The following is a 17,318-nucleotide window of genomic DNA, read 5'->3' on the forward strand; positions in this document are numbered from 1 at the left end:
TCAGCCCTGTGCCTTCTCGGCCCCACGGGCCGCGCTGGTGGTTTCGGTGGAGTCGTGGTTCGCGTCCGTGCCGCGGCGCGCGAGCGACCACTGGGCGCCGGAGGGGGTGTCGGTGATCTCGATGCCGACGGCCGTCAGGGTGTCGCGAATCTCGTCGGCCCGGTCGAAGTCGCGCTCCTGCCGCGCGACCTGGCGGGCGTCGAGCTGGGCCCGCACGAGCGCCTCGAGCGCCAGCTCGGCGGCGGCGTCCTCGCGGCTGCCGCCCGAGCCCCAGTGCGCCGCAAGGGGGTTCACCCCGAGCACCTCGGTCATGGCCACGACGGCTCCGGCAGCCGCGAGGGCAGCCTCGTCGTCGTCCTCGTCGAGCGCGCTGTTGCCGGCGCGCACCGTGTCGTGCACGACGGCGAGCGCCCCGCTGACGCCGAGGTCGTCGTCCATCGAGGCGACGAACGAGGCCGGGAGGTCGGTGGTCGACACGGGCTCGATCGAGCCGCGCCGTGCCGCACGCTCGAGGAAGCCCTCGATGCGCTCGACGGCGCCGGCAGCCTCCTCGAGGGAGCCCTCGTGGTACTCGATCGTCGACCGGTAGTGCGCCGCGGTGAGGTAGTACCGCAGCACGATCGGCCGTGTCTGCTCGAGCAGGTGGCGCACCTCGAGGGCGTTGCCGAGCGACTTGCCCATCTTCTGGCCCCTGACCGTCACCCACGCGTTGTGGAGCCAGTAGCGGGCGAAGCCGAGACCGGCCGCGCGCGACTGCGCCTGCTCGTTCTCGTGGTGCGGGAAGCGCAGGTCGATGCCGCCGCCGTGGATGTCGAACTCGTCGCCGAGCCAGCGTCGGGCCATCGCCGAGCACTCGAGGTGCCAGCCCGGCCGGCCGGCGCCGAAGGGCGTCGGCCACGAGGCACTCTCGGGCTCCTCGGACTTGTGGCCCTTCCACAGCGCGAAGTCACGCGGGTCGCGCTTGCCGCGCGGGTCGGCGTCGTCGGCGTTCGCCATGTCGTCGAGCGACTGCCCCGTCAGGGAGCCGTACTCGGGCCAGGAGCGCACGTCGAAGTACACGTCGCCGCTGCCGTCGGGGGCGGCATACGCGTGCCCCTTCTCGACGAGGGTCTCCATCAGGGTGACCATGTCGGGCACGTGGCCGGTCGCGCGGGGCTCGTAGGTCGCCGGCTCGACGCCCAGCGCGTCGAGCGCCTGCGAGGTGAGGCGCTCGTTGCGGTAGGTCAGGGCGAACCACGGCTCACCGGCCTCGGCCGCCTTGCGCAGCACCTTGTCGTCGATGTCCGTCACGTTGCGCACGAGGGTGACGTCGTAGCCGTGGCCCGTCTCGAGCCACCGGCGCAGCACGTCGAAGGCGACGGCGAAACGGATGTGCCCGATGTGCGGCGCGCCCTGCGTCGTGAGGCCACAGATGTACATGCCGACCTTGCCCGCCTCGCGCGGCGTGAAGTCGCGCAGCTCCCGGGTTGCGGTGTCGAACAGTCGTAGGCTCACCCGCCGAAGTCTATCGGCGCGTCGCCGCGCACCCGACCAGCGACCGACGGCGTATGCCGTGTGGCGGCTGAGGGCGCGTCAGTGGCCCCGGCGGACCCACTCCTCGACGTCGGGCTTCTCGTCGGCGATCGTCGTGGCGCTCCCGTGCCCGGTGAGGACGGTCGTCTCGGGCGGGAGCGGGAGGAGCTTGTCCTTGATCGCCTCCACGATGGTCGGGAAGTCGGAGTACGACCTGCCGGTCGCGCCGGGGCCGCCCTGGAACAGCGTGTCGCCCGTGAAGACGACTCCCAGGTCACGCGCGTGGAAGCAGCACGCTCCGGGCGCGTGGCCCGGCGTGTGCAGCACGAGGAGCTCGACGTCGCCCACCTGCACGACGTCACCGTCGGCGAGGTCCTGCGTCGGGGGGACGCCCGGGTGGGTCTGGTCCCACAGCACCCGGTCGTCCGGGTGGAGCGCGACCGTCGCGCCCGGGTGGGCCGCGAGCAGCTCGGGGACGATGGTCACGTGGTCGTCGTGCGCGTGCGTGAGCAGGACGTGCGTCAGGCGACGGTCGCCGACGAGCTCGAGGATCGGGCCGGCGTCGTGCGGGGCGTCGATGACGACGCACTGGGTGTCGTCGCCGACGACCCAGACGTTGTTCTCGACCTCCCACGTGCCGCCGTCGAGGCTGAAGGTGCCCGAGGTCGTCGCGTGGTCGACGCGGACGCCACCCGGTGAGGGCTTGACCTGCTCGTACCTGCCGGGGGCGCTCACAGCTCCACCACCGAGCGCAGGACCTCGCCGGCGTGCATCTTGTCGAACGCCGCCTCGATGTCACCGAGGCCGATGCGCTCGGTCACGAAGGCGTCGAGGTCGAAGCGGCCCTGCTTGTAGAGCTCGACGAGCATCGGGAAGTCGCGGCTCGGCAGGCAGTCGCCGTACCAGCTCGACTTGAGCGCGCCGCCGCGACCGAAGATGTCGATCATCGGCAGGGTCACCTGCTGGTCCGGGGTCGGCACGCCCACGAGGACGACCGTGCCGGCGAGGTCGCGGGCGTAGAACGCCTGCTCGTAGGTCTCGGGGCGGCCGACCGCCTCGACGACGACGTCGGCGCCGTTGCCGCCGGTCAGGCTGCGGATCGCCTCCACGGCGTCCGTGCTCCTGCTGTTGACGGTGTGCGTGGCGCCGAAGTGCTTCGCCTGCTCGAGCTTGGCGTCGCTGACGTCGACGGCGATGATCGTCGTCGCGCCGGCCACCAGGGCGCCCGCGATCGCGGCGTTGCCGACACCACCGCAGCCGATGACGGCGACCGAGTCACCTCGGCCCACGCCGCCGGTGTTGACGGCCGCGCCGAAGCCGGCCATGACGCCGCAGCCGAGCAGGCCGACCGCGGCGGCGTCGGCCTCGGGCACCTTGGTGCACTGGCCGGAGGCCACGAGGGTCTTCTCGATGAAGGCGCCGATGCCGAGCGCCGGCGTCAGCTCGGTGCCGTCGGTCAGCGTCATCTTCTGCGTCGCGTTCGCGGTGTTGAAGCAGTACCACGGCTTGCCCTTGGCACAGGCGCGGCACTGGCCGCACACCGCTCGCCAGTTGAGGATGACGAAGTCGCCGGGGGCCACGTCCGTCACGCCCTCGCCGACGGCCTCGACGTAGCCTGCCGCCTCGTGCCCGAGCAGGAACGGGTAGTCGTCGTTGATGCCGCCCTCGCGGTAGTGCAGGTCCGTGTGGCACACGCCGCAGGTCTCGATCTTGACGACCGCCTCACCGGGCCCGGGGTCAGGCACGACGACGTCGACGACCTCGACGTCGGCTCCCTTGCTGCGGCTGATGACACCCTTGACGGTCTGCGGCATGACTTCTCCTGTCGATCTGCGGACGTGCGGCCACTCGGGCCTTCCTTGACCTACCCAAACGTCCCCTGGGTCCGGACGCAACGAGCCCCCGCCGGGTGTTCAGTCCCCGGCCCAGGCTCCCGTCGAGTGCTCAGTCCCCGACGGTGGCGACGACGAGGGCGGTGGCGATGGCTGCGACCCCTTCGCCGCGGCCGGTGAGCCCGAGGCCGTCGGTCGTCGTGCCACTCACCGAGACCGGGGAACCCGCGGCGGCCGACAGTGCCGCCTCGGCCTCCGCACGCCGGGTCCCGACCTTCGGGCGGTTGCCGACGACCTGGACGGCGATGTTGCCGATCTCGTAGCCGGCCGCTCGCACGAGCCGCGCGGCCTCGGCCAGCAGCGTGACCCCCGAGGCGCCGGCGAGCTCGGGGCGGGACGTGCCGAAGTGCGCCCCGAGGTCACCGATACCGGCGGCCGAGAAGATCGCGTCACAGGCGGCGTGCGCGGCGACGTCGGCGTCGGAGTGCCCCTCGAGCCCGCGCTCCCCCGGCCAGAGCAGACCGGCGACCCACAGCTCGCGGCCGGTGCCCTCCGGAGCGTAGGCGTGGACGTCGACCCCGACCCCGACGCGCGGGAGCTGCGTCACCGGGCGTCCTTCCAGTCGATCGGCCCACGGTGGATCTTGTGCGGGGCCGCCTGCGCCACCGGCTTGATCACCATCGTGTCGATGTTGACGTGCTGCGGCAGCCCGACGACGAAGCCGACGCACTCCGCGACGTCGTCGGCCACGAGCGGGCGGTCGACGTTGTCATAGACCCTGTCCGCCGCGGCCTGGTCGCCGTGCAGGCGCGTCAGGGAGAACTCTTCCGTGCGCACCATGCCGGGGCGGATGTCGACGACCCGGATGTTCTCGCCGTTCAGCTCCAGGCGCAGGGTCTCGGACACGACGGACGTGCCGTGCTTGGCCGCGACGTAGCCGCCGCCGCCCTCGTAGACACGCTCGCCGGCGATGGAGCTGATGTCGACGACGGTCGCGCGCGCCGACCGTCGGAGCAGCGGCAGCACGGCCTGGGTGACCCGGAGGGTGCCGACGACGTTGGTCGCATACATCCGCTCCCACTCCTCGGGGTCGCCGTCCTCGACGCGCGTCACGCCGAGCGCGCCGCCGGCGTTGTTGACGACGACGTCGCACCGACCCAGCGAGCCGATCCCGGTCGTGACCGACTCGGGGTCGGTGACGTCCATGACGAGCGCCCGCGCGGTGCCACCGGACCGTTCGATGCCGGCCACGACCTCGTCGAGCTTGTCCTTGCGGCGTCCGGCGACGACGACGTCGAAGCCGTCCCGCGACAGACGTCTCGCGATGGCGGCCCCGATGCCGGTGCCACCACCGGTGACGAGAGCCAGGGGTCGGGTCCGGTCAGCCGTCTGCTCGGTCGTCGCGTCGGTCACGCTGCCGAGGATAGGCAACTCCACCGGATCGAGGTATTCCGCGGTCACCTTTGACGGCCGGGACACCTCAGACGGGTGGAGGGGCAGGAGGCGAGCCGCTGTCTCGAGGTCGGCGGGAGTCGTGACCTTCAGCGCCCGGGGGTCGCCCTCGACGACGAGGACCCGCTCCCCGAGCCGCTCGACGAGGCCGGCGTCGTCGGTGGCGGCGCTCGAGACGGCGTGCGCCCGCTCGAGGACGTCGCGCCGGAAGCCCTGGGGCGTCTGCACGGCCCGCAAGGCCGCACGGTCAGGAGTCCCGACGACGAAGCCGCTCTCGTCGACCTGCTTGATGGTGTCGACCACCGGGGTCCCTGGCACGACCGCGACGGCTCCGGCCGCGACGGCGGCCACCACCCGGTCGAAGACGGCCACCGGTGTCAGGCACCGGGCGGCGTCGTGGACCAGCACGATCTCGACGTCGTCGCCGAGCACCGCCAGCCCTGCGGCGACGGAGTCGCCCCGCTCGGCCCCACCGGGCACCACGGTCACGGACGTCGCGGACCCGAGCTCACGGCATACGTCATCGGCCACGGCCTCGGCGTCACCCCGGTGCGCCACCGGGGCGACGACCACCACCTCGGACACCGCCGGGCACGAGAGAGCCCCCCGCAGGGCGTGCCCCAGCAGGGGCACCCCGGCGAGGGGCACGAACGCCTTGGGAACCGTGGCCCCCAGACGCGAACCGGAGCCGGCCGCGACGACGATGACGCCGACGCGACCGACCCCGGTCTCGTTGTTCAGGATCTCACCCGAATCAGGAAGCGAGGACCTCGTCGAGGATGGTCTCAGCCTTCTCCTCGTTGGTCTTCTCCGCGAGCGCGAGCTCGGAGACGAGGATCTGGCGGGCCTTGGCGAGCATGCGCTTCTCGCCGGCCGACAGACCGCGGTCCTGGTCACGACGCCACAGGTCACGAACGACCTCGGCGACCTTGATGACGTCACCCGACGCGAGCTTCTCGAGGTTGGCCTTGTAGCGGCGCGACCAGTTGGTCGGCTCCTCGGTGTGGGGAGTGCGCAGGACCTCGAACACCCGGTCCAGGCCCTCCTGGCCCACGACGTCGCGGACACCCACGAGGTCGCAGTTCTCGGCGGGGACTTCAATCGTCAGGTCACCCTGAGCGACCTTGAGCTTGAGGTAGAGCTTGTCCTCTCCCTTGATCGTTCGTGTGTTGATCTCTTCGATCAGTGCAGCCCCATGGTGGGGGTACACGACCGTCTCGCCGACCTTGAAAACCATCTGCTGTTTTCCCCTTTCGCGACCTCCAGATTATCACGAACCAAGGCACATAGCGATCTCAGGATCCGGCATCGTCGCAGGTCAGAGCCTTGATTGCCGACTCGGGAGCGATGATTGACGTCTTGACAGAACCCACATCGGCATGCATCACGCACCCCTCGTGACGGCCGTCCTGCGCCCTCACCGGCCCGGCCGGACGCGCGCGCCACCGACCCCGCGCTGCCGTCCCGGGGCCCGGCACGCGCACTCGCGCCGGGTGCACGGGTCCGCCGGGCGGCTCGCCGGTAGGCTGTCGCCCGTGAAGCGTCGAATCCTCGCCCCGGCCCCCGCGCGTCGCCCGTCCACCCGCCGGGTGACGACGGTGCTCGCCGGCGTGGCCCTCGCCCTCGCGACGACCGGATGCCAGGTCAACTCGCCGGTCCAGACCAACGTCGCGTACGTCCCGGCCGACGGAGTGCCGGCAGACGTGGGCCAGCTCGCGCTGCGTGACCTGGCGCTCGTCGGGGACGGCACCGGCCCCGTCGTCATCTCCGGCTCGGCCGTCAACCTCGGCGACCAGGACATGACCGTCCAGATCGCCGCCCAGGCCGACCCCAACGCGACGGCCGCCCCCACCGGCTCCGAGATCCAGCTGCGCCCGCGCGAGCAGGTCAACCTCGCGACGAAGGGCCTGCAGCTGAGCGGAGTCACGACCAAGCCGGGCGACCTCGTGCCGCTCACCATCACGTCGAGCAGCGGCGGCACCGGCGTCGTCAAGGTGCCCGTGCTCGCCCCCAAGGACTACTACTCAACGGTCACACCCGCACCGACCGGCAGCTGACCGACCCGAGCACGACGATGACCGGCCCACCACACGGGGGGCCGGTCATCTTCTCGTCGCTGCCGGGGTTCCGACGGCGTATGCCGGGTGCGCACCCCGCGTCGTCGACCTCGGGTCCGGCTCAGCCGGCCTCGAACTTGTACCCCAGGCCACGCACCGTGACGATGTGCACGGGGTTCGCGGGATCGGGCTCGATCTTGGCGCGCAGACGCTTCACGTGGACGTCGAGCGTCTTCGTGTCGCCGACGTAGTCGCTGCCCCAGACGCGGTCGATCAGCTGCATGCGCGTCAGCACCCTGCCGGAGTTGCGCAGCAGCATCTCGAGCAGCTCGAACTCCTTGAGCGGGAGCGAGGCCGACCGGCCCTGGACGCTGACGGTGTGGCGCTCGACGTCCATCCGCACCGGGCCCGCCTCGAGCGTCGCGGGGAGCAGGTCCTCCGGCTCGGCCAGACGGCGCAGCACCGCCTTGACGCGCGCGAGCAGCTCACGGCTGGAGTAGGGCTTCGTGACGTAGTCGTCTGCCCCGATCTCGAGGCCCACGACCTTGTCGATCTCGCTGTCCTTGGCCGTCAGCATGATGACCGGCACGGTCGACCGTTGCCGCAGCGCACGGCACACGTCGACGCCCGAGAGCCCGGGGAGCATGAGGTCGAGCAGGACGAGGTCGGCGCCGTTCTTGTCGAACTCGGCCAGGCCGTCGGGCCCGGTCTCGGCCACGGCGACGTCGTAGCCCTCCTTCTTCAGCAGGTAGGACAGCGGGTCGGAGAACGACACCTCGTCCTCGACGATGAGTATGCGACTCAAGACGGGCCTCTCAGGGTCTGGCAGCGGGCTGGTGGGTTGCTCAGGGAGGTCTGGGTGTCAGTGGTGTCGGTGGTGACAGGAGGTCAGGGACGTCAGGCGCTCACGGACGGGGCCTGGCCCGTGTCGTGCGGCAGGGCGGCATACGTGGTCGGCTCGGAGGGCTCGATCGCAGCGGAGGCGTTGGCGGGGGGCAGCTCGATGGTGAAGGTCGAACCGCGCCCCGGCTCGGACCAGACCGAGACGTTGCCGCCGTGGTTGTCGGCCACGTGCTTGACGATCGCGAGCCCCAGGCCCGTGCCGCCGGTGGCGCGCGAGCGGGCCGTGTCGACGCGGTAGAAACGCTCGAAGATGCGCTGCTGCTCCTCGGGCGCGATGCCGAGGCCCTGGTCGGTGACGGAGACGTCGATGACGCCGGCGCGGCCACGGCGCACCATGACGCCGACGCGGGTGCCGGTGTCGGAGTAGGCGATGGCGTTGCCGACGAGGTTGCTGATCGCGGTGGTCACGAGCTCGGCGTCGCCCCACACCTCGCAGCCCTCGTCGATCGCCGTGACGAGCTCGATGCGGTGCTCGTCGGCGATGAGCCGGCTGCGGTCGACCGCGTCGCGCGCGCACGCGCCGACGTCGATGAGCGTGGGGTCCTTGATGACGTCGGCGCCCTGCAGGCGTGACAGCTCGACGATCTCCTTGACCAGGCGGGTCAGGCGGTCGGACTCGACGCTGATCCGCCTGGCGAACCGCGCGACCGCCTCGGGGTCGTCGTGCGCGTCGAGCACCGCCTCGGCGAGGAGCGAGATGCCACCGACCGGGGTCTTCAGCTCGTGGCTGACGTTGGCGAGGAAGTCGCGTCGGATCTCCTCGACGCGGGCGGCCTTGGAGCGGTCCTCGACGAGGAGGAGCACGTGGTCGGCGCCGAGCGGCGCGACGCGGGCGGCCACGACGAGGCGGCCGTCGCCGATGCCCTTCTGCAGGGTCAGCTCGGCCTCGCGGATGACGCCGTCGCGGCGCACGGCGCGAGCGAGGTGCAGCAGCTCGGGGTGGACCAGCTCCTGGCCGCGCACGAGGCCCTGGGCGACCGCGGCCGGCGAGTTGTTGACCACGCGGTCGGAGGAGTCGACGAGGATCCCGCTCGAGCGCAGCACCGCGATGACCTCGCCGACGCCCGGCGGCAGCGGCGGCGCGGGCGGGGTCGGTGCCTCGGCTGCGGTCGAGCGGTCCGACAGGCGCACGGCGACCATCGCCAGGCCGCCCAGGGCGAGGCCGGCGATGCCACCGAGCGTTGCCGCGGTCGTCGGGTCCACGACACTCAGCGTACGCATCGGCGCGAGAGGCTCCGACCACGCGCGACGCGCTCGTGCGGTGCGTGAACCCACTGTTCACCTGAGCGTCCCCACCCATTCACGAAGCCCTGCGAGCCTCTGCACCAGCGGGACGTGTCGCCCCGTCCGTATGCCGTCCCGCGCACGTCACGTGGTGGCAGGCTGGCCCTCGTGACACCGACGGCGAGCCGCGGCGGCACGACCACCGACACGCACGACCGACAACGCACGACCGGCAACTGACAGGAAGACCATGCGCGACCAGTTCCACGAGGACCTCGACACGATCTCGGACCAGCTCGTCGAGCTGACGAGGCTCGCGGGTTCGGCCATCTCCCGCGCCACGACCGCACTGCTCGACGCCGACGTCCACCTCGCCGAGTCGGTCATCGAGGCCGACCGCAAGCTCGACGACATCCGCGTCGAGCTCGACGAGCTGTCGATCGACCTGCTCGCGCGGCAGCAGCCCGTCGCGACCGACCTGCGCATCGTCGTCACGGCGATGCACATGAGCTCGGACCTCGAGCGCATGGGCGACCTCGCGCGCCACGTCGCCAAGGTCGCCCGCCTGCGCACACCCGAGTCGGCGGTGCCGCCCGAGCTGCGCTCGCACATCCTGCAGATGGGCCAGGTCGCCGAGGCGATCGTCGCCAAGTGCGGCTCGATCATCGCGAGCAAGGACGTCGCCGCCGCCATCGCGCTCGAGAAGGACGACGACGTGATGGACGACCTCCACCGCGAGCTCTTCGCCGCGCTGCTCGACGAGAACACGTCGTGGTCGCGCAGCTCGCTCCTGGACCTCACCCTCGTCGGCCGCTACTACGAGCGGTTCGCCGACCACGCCGTGTCGGTGGCCCGGCGCGTGGTCTACCTCGTCACCGGCGAGTACGACTCCGAGGTCAGCTTCGACCACGAGGACGACGAGGACGCCGACGTCATCGCCGAGATCGAGCGCCACACCACCGCCTGACGCCCCAACCGTCGAGAGGCCACGAACCGGATCCCGGTTCGTGGCCTCTCGACGTGGTGCGTGGGGTCCGTCAGCGGCCCTGGTTGGCCACGGCCTCGGCCGCGGCCTTCGCCGCTTCGGGGTCGAGGTAGCGGCCGCCCCGGGTGACGGGACGGAACGCCTCGTCGAGCTCGTAGACGAGCGGCATACCCGTCGGGATGTTGAGGCCGGCGATGTCCTCGTCGGAGATCTCGTCGAGCGTCTTGACAAGGGCACGCAGCGAGTTGCCGTGCGCCGCGACCATGACCGTCAGACCGTCGGCGAGGTCGGTCTGGATCTCGTTCTCCCAGTAGGGCATCAGGCGGGCGACGACGTCCTTGAGGCACTCGGTCGCCGGCATCGCGGGGCCGAGCCCGGCGTAGCGGGGGTCGCCCGCCTGCGAGAACTCGTCGTCCTCGGCGATGGGCGGCGGCGGCACGTCGTAGGAACGGCGCCACAGCATGAACTGCTCCTCGCCGAACTGCTCGAGGGTCTGCTTCTTGTCCTTGCCCTGCAGCGCGCCGTAGTGGCGCTCGTTGAGGCGCCAGTCGCGCTTGACCGGGATCCAGTGCCGGTCGGCCGCATCGAGCGAGAGGTTCGCGGTCGTGATCGCACGGCGCAGCAGCGACGTGTGCACGATGTCGGGCAGGATGCCGGCCGCCTTGAGCTGCTCACCGGCGCTCACGCCCTCGGCGCGGCCCTTGTCGGTGAGGTCGACGTCGACCCAGCCGGTGAAGAGGTTCTTGGCGTTCCAGTCGCTTTCGCCATGACGGACGAGGACGAGCGTGTAGGTCATGCGGGCCAGCCTAGCGACGGCCGATCAGGCGTCCGACCCGTCGTCCAGCAGGTGTCGGAAGGCGTCGAGGTTGCGGGTGGACTCTCCGCGCGAGACGCGCCACGCCCACTCCTTCTTCATCGACCCGAGGAAGCCGAGGGCGAGGAGCTCGTTGAAGACGTCGTCGCTCGCCGACAGCACGATGCCGAAGACCTGGTCGAGGTGGTCCGCCTCCACCGCGACGGTCGGGATCTCGCCCCGCAGGTAGACGTCGCCGTCGGTGTCGATGGCGTAGGCGATGCCCTGCAGCCGGAGGTTCTTGCGCAGCAGGGCGCGGTAGAACGCCTCGTGATTCTCGTCGGGGTTGCGGATGACGAACGCGCTGAGGCTCGTCGTCCGGTCGCGCACGAGCACCGAGACGACGGTCTTGAGCTTCTTCTCACCCGGCAGCGTGACGACGTACTCCCCCGCCCGTCCGCCGAGCTCCCAGTCGAGCCCGACCGAGCCGAGGTATGCCGTGAGGCGGGCTTCCGCGGCCGCGCGCGGCGAGTCGTCTGCGGACGCGGCGACGGCGGGGTCCGCGGCGTCGACGTCCTGGCGCTCCTGCGGCTCGGCGCTCACGGGATCACCGCCGTCGGGACGCCGATGAGGCTCCGGCCCTCGTCGATGGGTGACTCGTTGGTGCCGGTGGCGCGTTCGCGGATTGCCTGCTGGTAGACCTCGAGGAGCCGGTCGGTCGTCGCGCCCCAGCCGAACTGCGAGGCATGCGCGACGGCTGCCGACCCGAGGGCGAGCCTGCGTGCGTCGTCGCGCAGCAGCGACTCGACCTCGTCGGTCCAGTCGGCGGTCGCGTGGCCGTCGACGAGGACGCCGGCGTCACCGACCGCGGTGGGCAGTCCACCGACGTGGGCAGCGACGACCGGCGTGCCGCAGGCCTGGGCCTCGATCGCGACGAGCCCGAAGGACTCCGAGTGGCTGGGCACGAGCACGAGGTCGGCGGCGCGGTACCACTGCGCGAGCACCGGGCGGGCAACCGGGGGGACGAAGCGGACGACGTCGTCGATGTCGAGGGCCCGTGCGAGCTCCTCGAGCTCGTGCGGACGGGTCAGACCGCTACCGCTCGGGCCGCCGAGGACGGCGACCGTGAGGCGCCGGCGGCGTGCCGGGTCGCGGCGCAGCAGCTCGCCGGCGACCCGGAGCAGGACGTCGGGGGCCTTGAGCGGCTGGATGCGGCCGACGAAGAGCAGCACGTCGCCGTCGAGCGGCAGGCCGAGCTCTCGGCGGGCGGCGAGCCGGTCGCCCGGGGTGAAGGTCGAGAGGTCGACGCCGGGAGGGACGACGGACACCTTGGCCGGCGGGGCGGCATACAGCTCGATGAGCTCGCGGGCCTCGTCGTCGGTGTTGGCGATGAGCCGGTCCGCCGCCTCGACGACCTGGACCTCACCGATCTCTCGGCCCCGCGGCTCTGGGGCGTCACCGTCGGCGAGGTGGAGGTTCTTGACGCGCGCCATCGTGTGCATGGTGTGCACGAGCGCGACGCGCCACCGGTCGGCCGCGAGCCAGCCGACCTGGCCCGAGAGCCAGTAGTGCGAGTGGACGAGGTCGTAGTGGTCCTCGGGGACGGAGAGCCCGGCCTGCATGATGCCGGCGGAGAAGGCGCAGAGCTGACCGGGAAGGTCCTCCTTGGCCAGCCCTTCGTACGGGCCAGCCGTCACGTGGCGCACGCGCACGCCGGGGACGAGGTCCGCCTCGACGGACGTCTCACCGGTGGTGCGGCGGGTGAAGATGTCGACCTCGACACCGCGGGCCGCCAGCTCCTTGGCGGTCTCGGCGACGTAGACGTTGAGTCCTCCCGCGTCCCCGGTGCCCGGCTGCTCCAGGGGCGAGGTGTGGACGCTGATCATCGCCACGCGTCTCGGCTCGACCGCCATCGGCATCCCTTCGTCCTGTTCTGCTGCTCGTCCCGCTCCTCCTCGACTCAACCACACCCCGGATTCGATGTATTCCGCAGTCGCTGGTGACGTCGGCGTGGGCCACCGGCGCGCGGGGGGAGGCACCTCGGGCCGATCCAGCGCGTAGCCTGCGGGTCGTGCCTTCTCGCCAGCGCCCCGTCGGCACGGTGACGCGTGGCACGACGAACCCGAACCGCCTGCGCCGCTGCGACCGGTGGATCGCGGGCCCGCAGGCATGGCGGCTCCGGCGCAGCCGCACGGCGCCCGTCGTCGTGGACCTCGGGTACGGCGCATCGCCCACGACCGCCGTCGAGCTGCACGACCGGCTGCGGCGGGTGCGCCCCGACGTGCAGGTCGTCGGCATCGAGATCGAGCCGGCCCGGGTCGCGGCCGGCAAGCCGCTCGAGCGTGACGGCCTGAGCTTCCGGCTCGGCGGTTTCGAGGTCCCTCTCGATGCGGGGGCCCGCCCGACCGTCGTGCGGGCCTTCAACGTGCTGCGGCAGTACGCCGAGGAGGAGGTGCCGGCCGCGTGGGCCCTCGTCCAGGAGCGACTGGCGCCCGACGGCCTGCTCGTCGACGGAACCTGTGACGAGATCGGTCGGCGGGCCGCCTGGGTGGCGGTCGACGCGCAGGGGCCGGTCAGCCTGACCCTCTCGCTCCGGATGGGCGGGCTGGACCGTCCGTCCGACGTCGCCGAGCGGCTGCCGAAGTCACTGATCCACCGCAACGTCCCGGGCGAACCGGTTCACGCCTTCCTGGCCGACCTCGACCGGGCCTGGGCGCGCCACGCGCCGCACTCCTCGTGGGGCGCCCGGCAGCGCTTCCTGGCCACCGTGGCCGAGGTGCGTGAGCGCTGGCCGCTGCTCGACGGTCCGTCCCGGTGGAGACTCGGTGAGCTCACCGTCGACTGGTCGGCCGTGGCCCCACGGGAGCGCTGAGCCCCCGCAGACGCACGTATGCCGCCCGGCGGGCCGGGCGGCATACGTGCGTTGACGTCGCGGTGCAGCGTGGTGCTCAGCGGACGTAGTCGTCCTCGAGGCGCTCGATGTCGCCCTCGTCGAAGTGGCCGAAGCCGACCTCGAGCAGGCGACCCGGACGGGTGCCCGAGTTGCCCATGCGGTGGATCGAGTTGCGCGGGACCCACACCGTCTCGCCCGGCTGGGCGCTCCAGGTGCGCTCGCCCACGGTGACGTCGATCGGCACGTCGAGGACCTGCCACATCTCGCCCCGGTGGTCGTGACGCTGGAGCGAGAGCCGGTGGCCCGGCTGCACCGTGATGATCTTGACGGTGACCTGCTCGTTGGAGACGAACTGCTGGAACTGCCCCCAGGGACGCTCGGCGACGAAGATGTCCTGCGCAGGGTTGCGGTCGCCGATCTCGTAGTCGTCAGGCGAGTGCGCCGGTCCCTGGCCAGGCGCCACGGCGGCGCCGGCGCGGTACTGGTCGGTCATAGGTTCCCCCATCGTCGGTGATGCCCAAGTGTGCCGCAAAGAGGCACGCTGGTGCGCCAGATGGAGCGTAGTGGGCCTACCAGCCCGAGCTCGAGCGGCCTCCGAGCCCTCGGACCTGACGCAGCGCAGGGCGGACGTCGGCGAGGTAGACGGCGGCGCCGAGGAACCCGGCCAGACCCAGCAGCCCGATCGGGTTGAACACCGAGATCGACCCGAAGAGCAGCGCCACCCCCGTGATGAGCATCCAGAAGCGCTTGGTGCGCTTGCTGGCAGCGACGTAGGCGTTGTCCGGGTGGCGCAGGGCGTCGACGAAGGCGAAGACCTCGCAGCCCAGGGCCACCACCCCGAGGACGAGGGTGACGAGGCTCTGGTAGCCGGCGTAGAGCTGCATGGAGGAAGCGTAACCCGCTCCCCCGTGAGACGGCGTCTCCCAGCCTGCTCCCAGCCCGCTCCCACCCTCGCGGGGCTGCGGGCGACCGTCTCAGGCGTCGACCACGAGCGTGACCGGGCCGTCGTTGACGAGCGAGACCTGCATCATGGCGCCGAACCGACCCTGCTCCACCTCGATGCCCCGTGCCCGGAGCGCAGCCACGAGGGCGTCGAGGACCGGCTCGGCCACCGGGCCCGGGGCGGCCGCGCTCCACGACGGTCGGCGGCCCTTGCGGGTGTCCGCGTAGAGCGTGAACTGGCTGACGACGAGCACGGGTGCGCCCGCGTCGGTCAGGCTCTGCTCGTCGCGCAGGATCCGCAGCTCGGCGATCTTGCGCGCCATCCGCTCGACCTGTTCGGGCCCGTCGTCGTGGGTGACGCCGACGAGGGCGAGCAGGCCCGGACGCGCGAGGGAACCGACGACCTCACCCTCGACCTCGACCCGGGCGCTCGTGACGCGCTGCAGCACCGCCCTCACGACTGGCTCACCGACGAGCTCACGAGCGGTTCAGACGCCGACGGCGACGACGGAGCCGACGGGCTGCCCGTGACCCAGCACCGGCTGGTGCTCGAGCACGGCGAGGACGTCGTCGCTCCCGACGCCGATGCGGCGCAGCACGGCGGCGAGCAGGACGCCGCGGGCGCGCGAGGAGCCGTCGGCGACCTTGACCGCGACTCCGCGACCGTCGGGCAGCCCCACGGCGTAGACGGCTTCGGCGCCGTCCTTGGCGACGAGGCCGTCGACGCCCCGGATGAGCGCTGTGACGTCCCGGTGGGTGCCGCCGAGGTACTCGGGGAAGTCGCGGATGGCCCGGGTGATCCTGGCCTCCGGCCCGTCCGTGGCGGCGGCGAGGCGACCGAAGGAGAGGGCCAGCGCGCTGAGCGGCACGGCGTGGATCGGGGCGCCGCACCCGTCCACGGCGACGGCACTCGGCTCGGCGCCGGTGAGCTCGCGGACGGTGTCGGCGATGGCCACCTGGAGCGGGTGGCTCGGGTCGCGGTAGGTCGTCAGGTCCCACCCGTTGACCACGCAGGTCGCGAGCATCGAGGCGTGCTTGCCCGAGCAGTTCTGCACGATCGACTGCTTGGGACGACCGCTCGCGATCCACCCGATGCGGGCCGCGTCGTCGTAGGGGTAGTCCGGGGTGTTCTGCAGGTCGGTCTCGGTCAGGCCCGCCCCCGCGAGGATCTCGCGGGCCGCCTCGACGTGGAAGTCCTCGCCGGAGTGGCTGGCGCACGCGAGCGACAGGAGGCGCCCGTCGTTCGCCAGGCCGTGGCGGACCATGGCGAGCGCCTGGAGCGGCTTGCTCGAGCTGCGAGGGAAGACAGGCCCGCTCGCGTCGCCGATCTCGAGCTCGACCGAGCCGTCGGGGGCCGTGACGACGGCCGTGCCGTGGTGGACCGACTCGACGAAGCCGGCCCGCACCACGTGCGCCACGATCGGGGCGGCGGCGAGCGCCGCGCTGACGGACGGGGACTCGGGGACGGGCGGGGGCGCGAGGTGATCGGACACGTCCCGCAGTATGCCGGAGCGACGCGCCAGGGCCGCCACCCCGGGTGGAGTGACGGCCCTGACGGCGGACGGCGCTGCAGCCGAGCTGCCGCGCCGGGGCGCGGGATCAGCTGGTCGCCGTGCCCGTCGTGCTGCCCGTGCTGCCCGTGCTGTTCGAGCCGCCCGTGCTGTTCGAGCTGGTCGTGCTGCTCGTGCTGTTCGAGCTGCTCGTCGTCGCGGCCTTCTTGGCCGGAGTGGACTTCTTGGCCGGCGTGGCCTTCTTGGCCGGCGTGGACGTCTTCGCGGCGGTCTTGGCGCTGGTGGAGGTGCTCCGGGCGGCGGCCGTGGTCTTGGCGGTCGCCTTCTTGGCCGACTTCTTGGCGGCGCGCTTGACCGGGGCGGCCTTGCGGGCCACCGTGGCGTTGGCGTCGTCGGTCGTGGCGGAGCTGCGGGCGGCGACCTTGCGGGTCGTCGTGGCCTCGACCGCGTTGTCCTTGCGCGTGGCGGCCGCCTTCTGCGCGGCCGACTTGCGGATGGCGCGCTCGTGGGCGGCCGTGCGCTTGGCCGGCACCGGGGCGGCCGCCGACTCGACGGCGTCGACCGAGGCCTCGACCTGGGAGCCGAGCTTGGAGGCGTCCTTGGCGACGACGTCCAGCAGGGTCTTGGCGACCTTCTCGCCCTCCGCGACGGCGGTCCCGGCGACGCGACGCCCACGGGTCACCGTGGCGGTGCCGCGCTCGCTGAGGTCGAAGGCGGCACGCTCGCCCTGGGCGCGCAGGTCGGTGACGACCTTCTCGCCGCGGGCAGCGGCGGCGTCGTACTGGTCCTTGGCGTTGCTCGCGATGACGAGGCCCTCGTTGAGGACGCGGGCCGGGAGGTCCTGGGCCCGCGTGACGAAGCGCTCGGCATACGTCGTCGCAAGCTTCTGGAGCTCGGCGGTGCGGTCCTGGAGCTCGGCGATGCGCTTCTGGAGGTCCTTCTGCAGCAGGTTCGCCTCCTTCTTGGCACCCTTGCGCAGGTCGGCTCCCTTGGCCTGGCGGCGGGCGACCTCGAGCTGCTCGCCGGCGGTGCGGACCGTGTCGATCGCGATGTTCGCGGCACCGACGACGGCGTAGAACGGCGTCGGGTCGACCTGGACGTCGGGCATGCGGTCCTCGACCTGGACGAGCTGGCCGCGCACGTCGGCGACAGCGGCCTCGGCCTGCTTCTGGGCGTCCTTGACGGCCTTGGTGATCTTCTTGGTCAGTGCCATC

19 protein-coding genes are annotated in these 17,318 nt (G+C 72.0%); 3 read left to right on the plus strand and 16 right to left on the minus strand.

Translation table 11 applies throughout. The features are described 5' to 3' along the window. From cysS to ABD831_RS01435, 6 genes are all read right to left on the minus strand, one after another. A complete protein-coding gene (cysS, locus tag ABD831_RS01410) occupies positions 1 to 1,494 on the minus strand; it encodes a cysteine--tRNA ligase (RefSeq protein WP_344940466.1) in 1,494 nt (497 codons plus the stop codon). Positions 1,495 to 1,572: 78 nt separating this feature from the next. After that, positions 1,573 to 2,247, minus strand: a complete 675-nt coding sequence (locus ABD831_RS01415; RefSeq protein WP_344940469.1) for an MBL fold metallo-hydrolase — start codon at positions 2,245 to 2,247, stop codon at positions 1,573 to 1,575. Next, a complete protein-coding gene (locus ABD831_RS01420; RefSeq protein ID WP_344940473.1) occupies positions 2,244 to 3,326 on the minus strand; it encodes an S-(hydroxymethyl)mycothiol dehydrogenase in 1,083 nt (360 codons plus the stop codon). The genes ABD831_RS01415 and ABD831_RS01420 overlap by 4 nt, the downstream gene beginning before the upstream one ends. Before the next feature lie 130 nt (positions 3,327 to 3,456). Next, positions 3,457 to 3,951, minus strand: a complete 495-nt coding sequence (gene ispF / locus ABD831_RS01425; RefSeq protein WP_344940476.1) for a 2-C-methyl-D-erythritol 2,4-cyclodiphosphate synthase — start codon at positions 3,949 to 3,951, stop codon at positions 3,457 to 3,459. Then, a complete protein-coding gene (ispD, locus tag ABD831_RS01430) occupies positions 3,948 to 5,585 on the minus strand; it encodes a 2-C-methyl-D-erythritol 4-phosphate cytidylyltransferase (RefSeq protein ID WP_344942988.1) in 1,638 nt (545 codons plus the stop codon). The genes ispF and ispD overlap by 4 nt, the downstream gene beginning before the upstream one ends. Next, a complete protein-coding gene (locus ABD831_RS01435) occupies positions 5,551 to 6,033 on the minus strand; it encodes a CarD family transcriptional regulator (RefSeq protein WP_142176769.1) in 483 nt (160 codons plus the stop codon). Before ABD831_RS01435 ends, ispD begins: the two co-directional genes overlap by 35 nt. A gap of 298 nt (positions 6,034 to 6,331) precedes the next feature. On the opposite strand from ABD831_RS01435, the gene ABD831_RS01440 reads away from it, so the two are divergent. Next, complete coding sequence (locus ABD831_RS01440) at positions 6,332 to 6,853, plus strand: hypothetical protein (RefSeq protein ID WP_344940480.1); 522 nt, start codon at positions 6,332 to 6,334, stop codon at positions 6,851 to 6,853. A 121-nt stretch (positions 6,854 to 6,974) separates the two neighbouring features. Here ABD831_RS01440 and ABD831_RS01445 read toward each other — a convergent pair whose 3' ends face one another. Continuing rightward, positions 6,975 to 7,658: a response regulator gene (locus ABD831_RS01445; RefSeq protein WP_142176767.1), complete on the minus strand. Its 684-nt coding sequence runs from the start codon at positions 7,656 to 7,658 to the stop codon at positions 6,975 to 6,977. 92 nt (positions 7,659 to 7,750) lie between these two features. After that, entirely contained in the window at positions 7,751 to 8,959 is a 1,209-nt protein-coding gene (locus ABD831_RS01450; RefSeq protein ID WP_344940485.1) for a sensor histidine kinase, read from the minus strand. A gap of 271 nt (positions 8,960 to 9,230) precedes the next feature. Between ABD831_RS01450 and phoU the strand changes: the two genes are divergently transcribed. Next, a complete protein-coding gene (gene phoU, locus ABD831_RS01455) occupies positions 9,231 to 9,947 on the plus strand; it encodes a phosphate signaling complex protein PhoU (RefSeq protein ID WP_142176766.1) in 717 nt (238 codons plus the stop codon). Positions 9,948 to 10,017: 70 nt separating this feature from the next. Here phoU and ABD831_RS01460 read toward each other — a convergent pair whose 3' ends face one another. The 3 genes from ABD831_RS01460 to mshA are packed head-to-tail and all read right to left on the minus strand — an operon-like array spanning position 10,018 to position 12,671. Continuing rightward, positions 10,018 to 10,761, minus strand: a complete 744-nt coding sequence (locus ABD831_RS01460) for a phosphoglyceromutase (protein WP_344940489.1) — start codon at positions 10,759 to 10,761, stop codon at positions 10,018 to 10,020. A 24-nt stretch (positions 10,762 to 10,785) separates the two neighbouring features. Then, positions 10,786 to 11,361: a type III secretion system chaperone family protein gene (locus ABD831_RS01465; protein WP_344940492.1), complete on the minus strand. Its 576-nt coding sequence runs from the start codon at positions 11,359 to 11,361 to the stop codon at positions 10,786 to 10,788. Next, positions 11,358 to 12,671 carry a D-inositol-3-phosphate glycosyltransferase gene (gene mshA / locus ABD831_RS01470; RefSeq protein ID WP_344940495.1) on the minus strand — a complete coding sequence of 438 codons (1,314 nt, stop codon included), beginning with the start codon at positions 12,669 to 12,671 and terminating at the stop codon, positions 11,358 to 11,360. Before mshA ends, ABD831_RS01465 begins: the two co-directional genes overlap by 4 nt. Positions 12,672 to 12,829: 158 nt before the next feature. On the opposite strand from mshA, the gene ABD831_RS01475 reads away from it, so the two are divergent. Further along, a complete protein-coding gene (locus ABD831_RS01475) occupies positions 12,830 to 13,630 on the plus strand; it encodes a class I SAM-dependent methyltransferase (protein WP_344940498.1) in 801 nt (266 codons plus the stop codon). A gap of 76 nt (positions 13,631 to 13,706) precedes the next feature. Here the strand turns inward: ABD831_RS01475 and ABD831_RS01480 are convergent, their stop codons facing one another. From ABD831_RS01480 to ABD831_RS01500, 5 genes are all read right to left on the minus strand, one after another. Continuing rightward, positions 13,707 to 14,144 (minus strand): phosphomannose isomerase type II C-terminal cupin domain, encoded by a 438-nt coding sequence (locus ABD831_RS01480; RefSeq protein WP_344940501.1) that lies wholly within the window; start codon positions 14,142 to 14,144, stop codon positions 13,707 to 13,709. 76 nt (positions 14,145 to 14,220) lie between these two features. Further along, on the minus strand, positions 14,221 to 14,535 hold the full coding sequence (locus tag ABD831_RS01485) for a DUF2516 family protein (protein WP_344940504.1): 315 nt from the start codon (positions 14,533 to 14,535) through the stop codon (positions 14,221 to 14,223). A 90-nt stretch (positions 14,536 to 14,625) separates the two neighbouring features. Then, on the minus strand, positions 14,626 to 15,051 hold the full coding sequence (gene dtd, locus ABD831_RS01490; protein WP_344940507.1) for a D-aminoacyl-tRNA deacylase: 426 nt from the start codon (positions 15,049 to 15,051) through the stop codon (positions 14,626 to 14,628). Between the two features lie 30 nt (positions 15,052 to 15,081). After that, positions 15,082 to 16,086 carry an asparaginase gene (locus tag ABD831_RS01495; RefSeq protein ID WP_344940510.1) on the minus strand — a complete coding sequence of 335 codons (1,005 nt, stop codon included), beginning with the start codon at positions 16,084 to 16,086 and terminating at the stop codon, positions 15,082 to 15,084. A 106-nt stretch (positions 16,087 to 16,192) separates the two neighbouring features. After that, positions 16,193 to 17,317, minus strand: coding sequence for a prolipoprotein diacylglyceryl transferase (locus ABD831_RS01500; protein ID WP_344940513.1), 1,125 nt, complete (start codon positions 17,315 to 17,317; stop codon positions 16,193 to 16,195). Between the last annotated feature and the right edge of the window lies 1 nt (position 17,318).

This window comes from Terrabacter ginsenosidimutans, from assembly GCF_039539425.1.
GTDB lineage: Bacteria > Actinomycetota > Actinomycetes > Actinomycetales > Dermatophilaceae > Terrabacter > Terrabacter ginsenosidimutans.

Bases quoted from the DNA above. Each gene is read 5' to 3' on its own strand.
- phoU (WP_142176766.1), top strand. From the start codon at position 9,231: ATGCGCGACCAGTTCCACGAGGACCTCGACACGATCTCGGACCAGCTC.
- ABD831_RS01420 (WP_344940473.1), bottom strand. From the start codon at position 3,326: ATGCCGCAGACCGTCAAGGGTGTCATCAGCCGCAGCAAGGGAGCCGAC.
- ABD831_RS01485 (WP_344940504.1), bottom strand. From the start codon at position 14,535: ATGCAGCTCTACGCCGGCTACCAGAGCCTCGTCACCCTCGTCCTCGGG.
- ABD831_RS01500 (WP_344940513.1), bottom strand. From the start codon at position 17,317: ATGGCACTGACCAAGAAGATCACCAAGGCCGTCAAGGACGCCCAGAAG.
- ABD831_RS01460 (WP_344940489.1), bottom strand. From the start codon at position 10,761: ATGACCTACACGCTCGTCCTCGTCCGTCATGGCGAAAGCGACTGGAAC.
- ABD831_RS01435 (WP_142176769.1), bottom strand. From the start codon at position 6,033: ATGGTTTTCAAGGTCGGCGAGACGGTCGTGTACCCCCACCATGGGGCT.
- ABD831_RS01480 (WP_344940501.1), bottom strand. From the start codon at position 14,144: ATGACCGACCAGTACCGCGCCGGCGCCGCCGTGGCGCCTGGCCAGGGA.
- mshA (WP_344940495.1), bottom strand. From the start codon at position 12,671: ATGGCGGTCGAGCCGAGACGCGTGGCGATGATCAGCGTCCACACCTCG.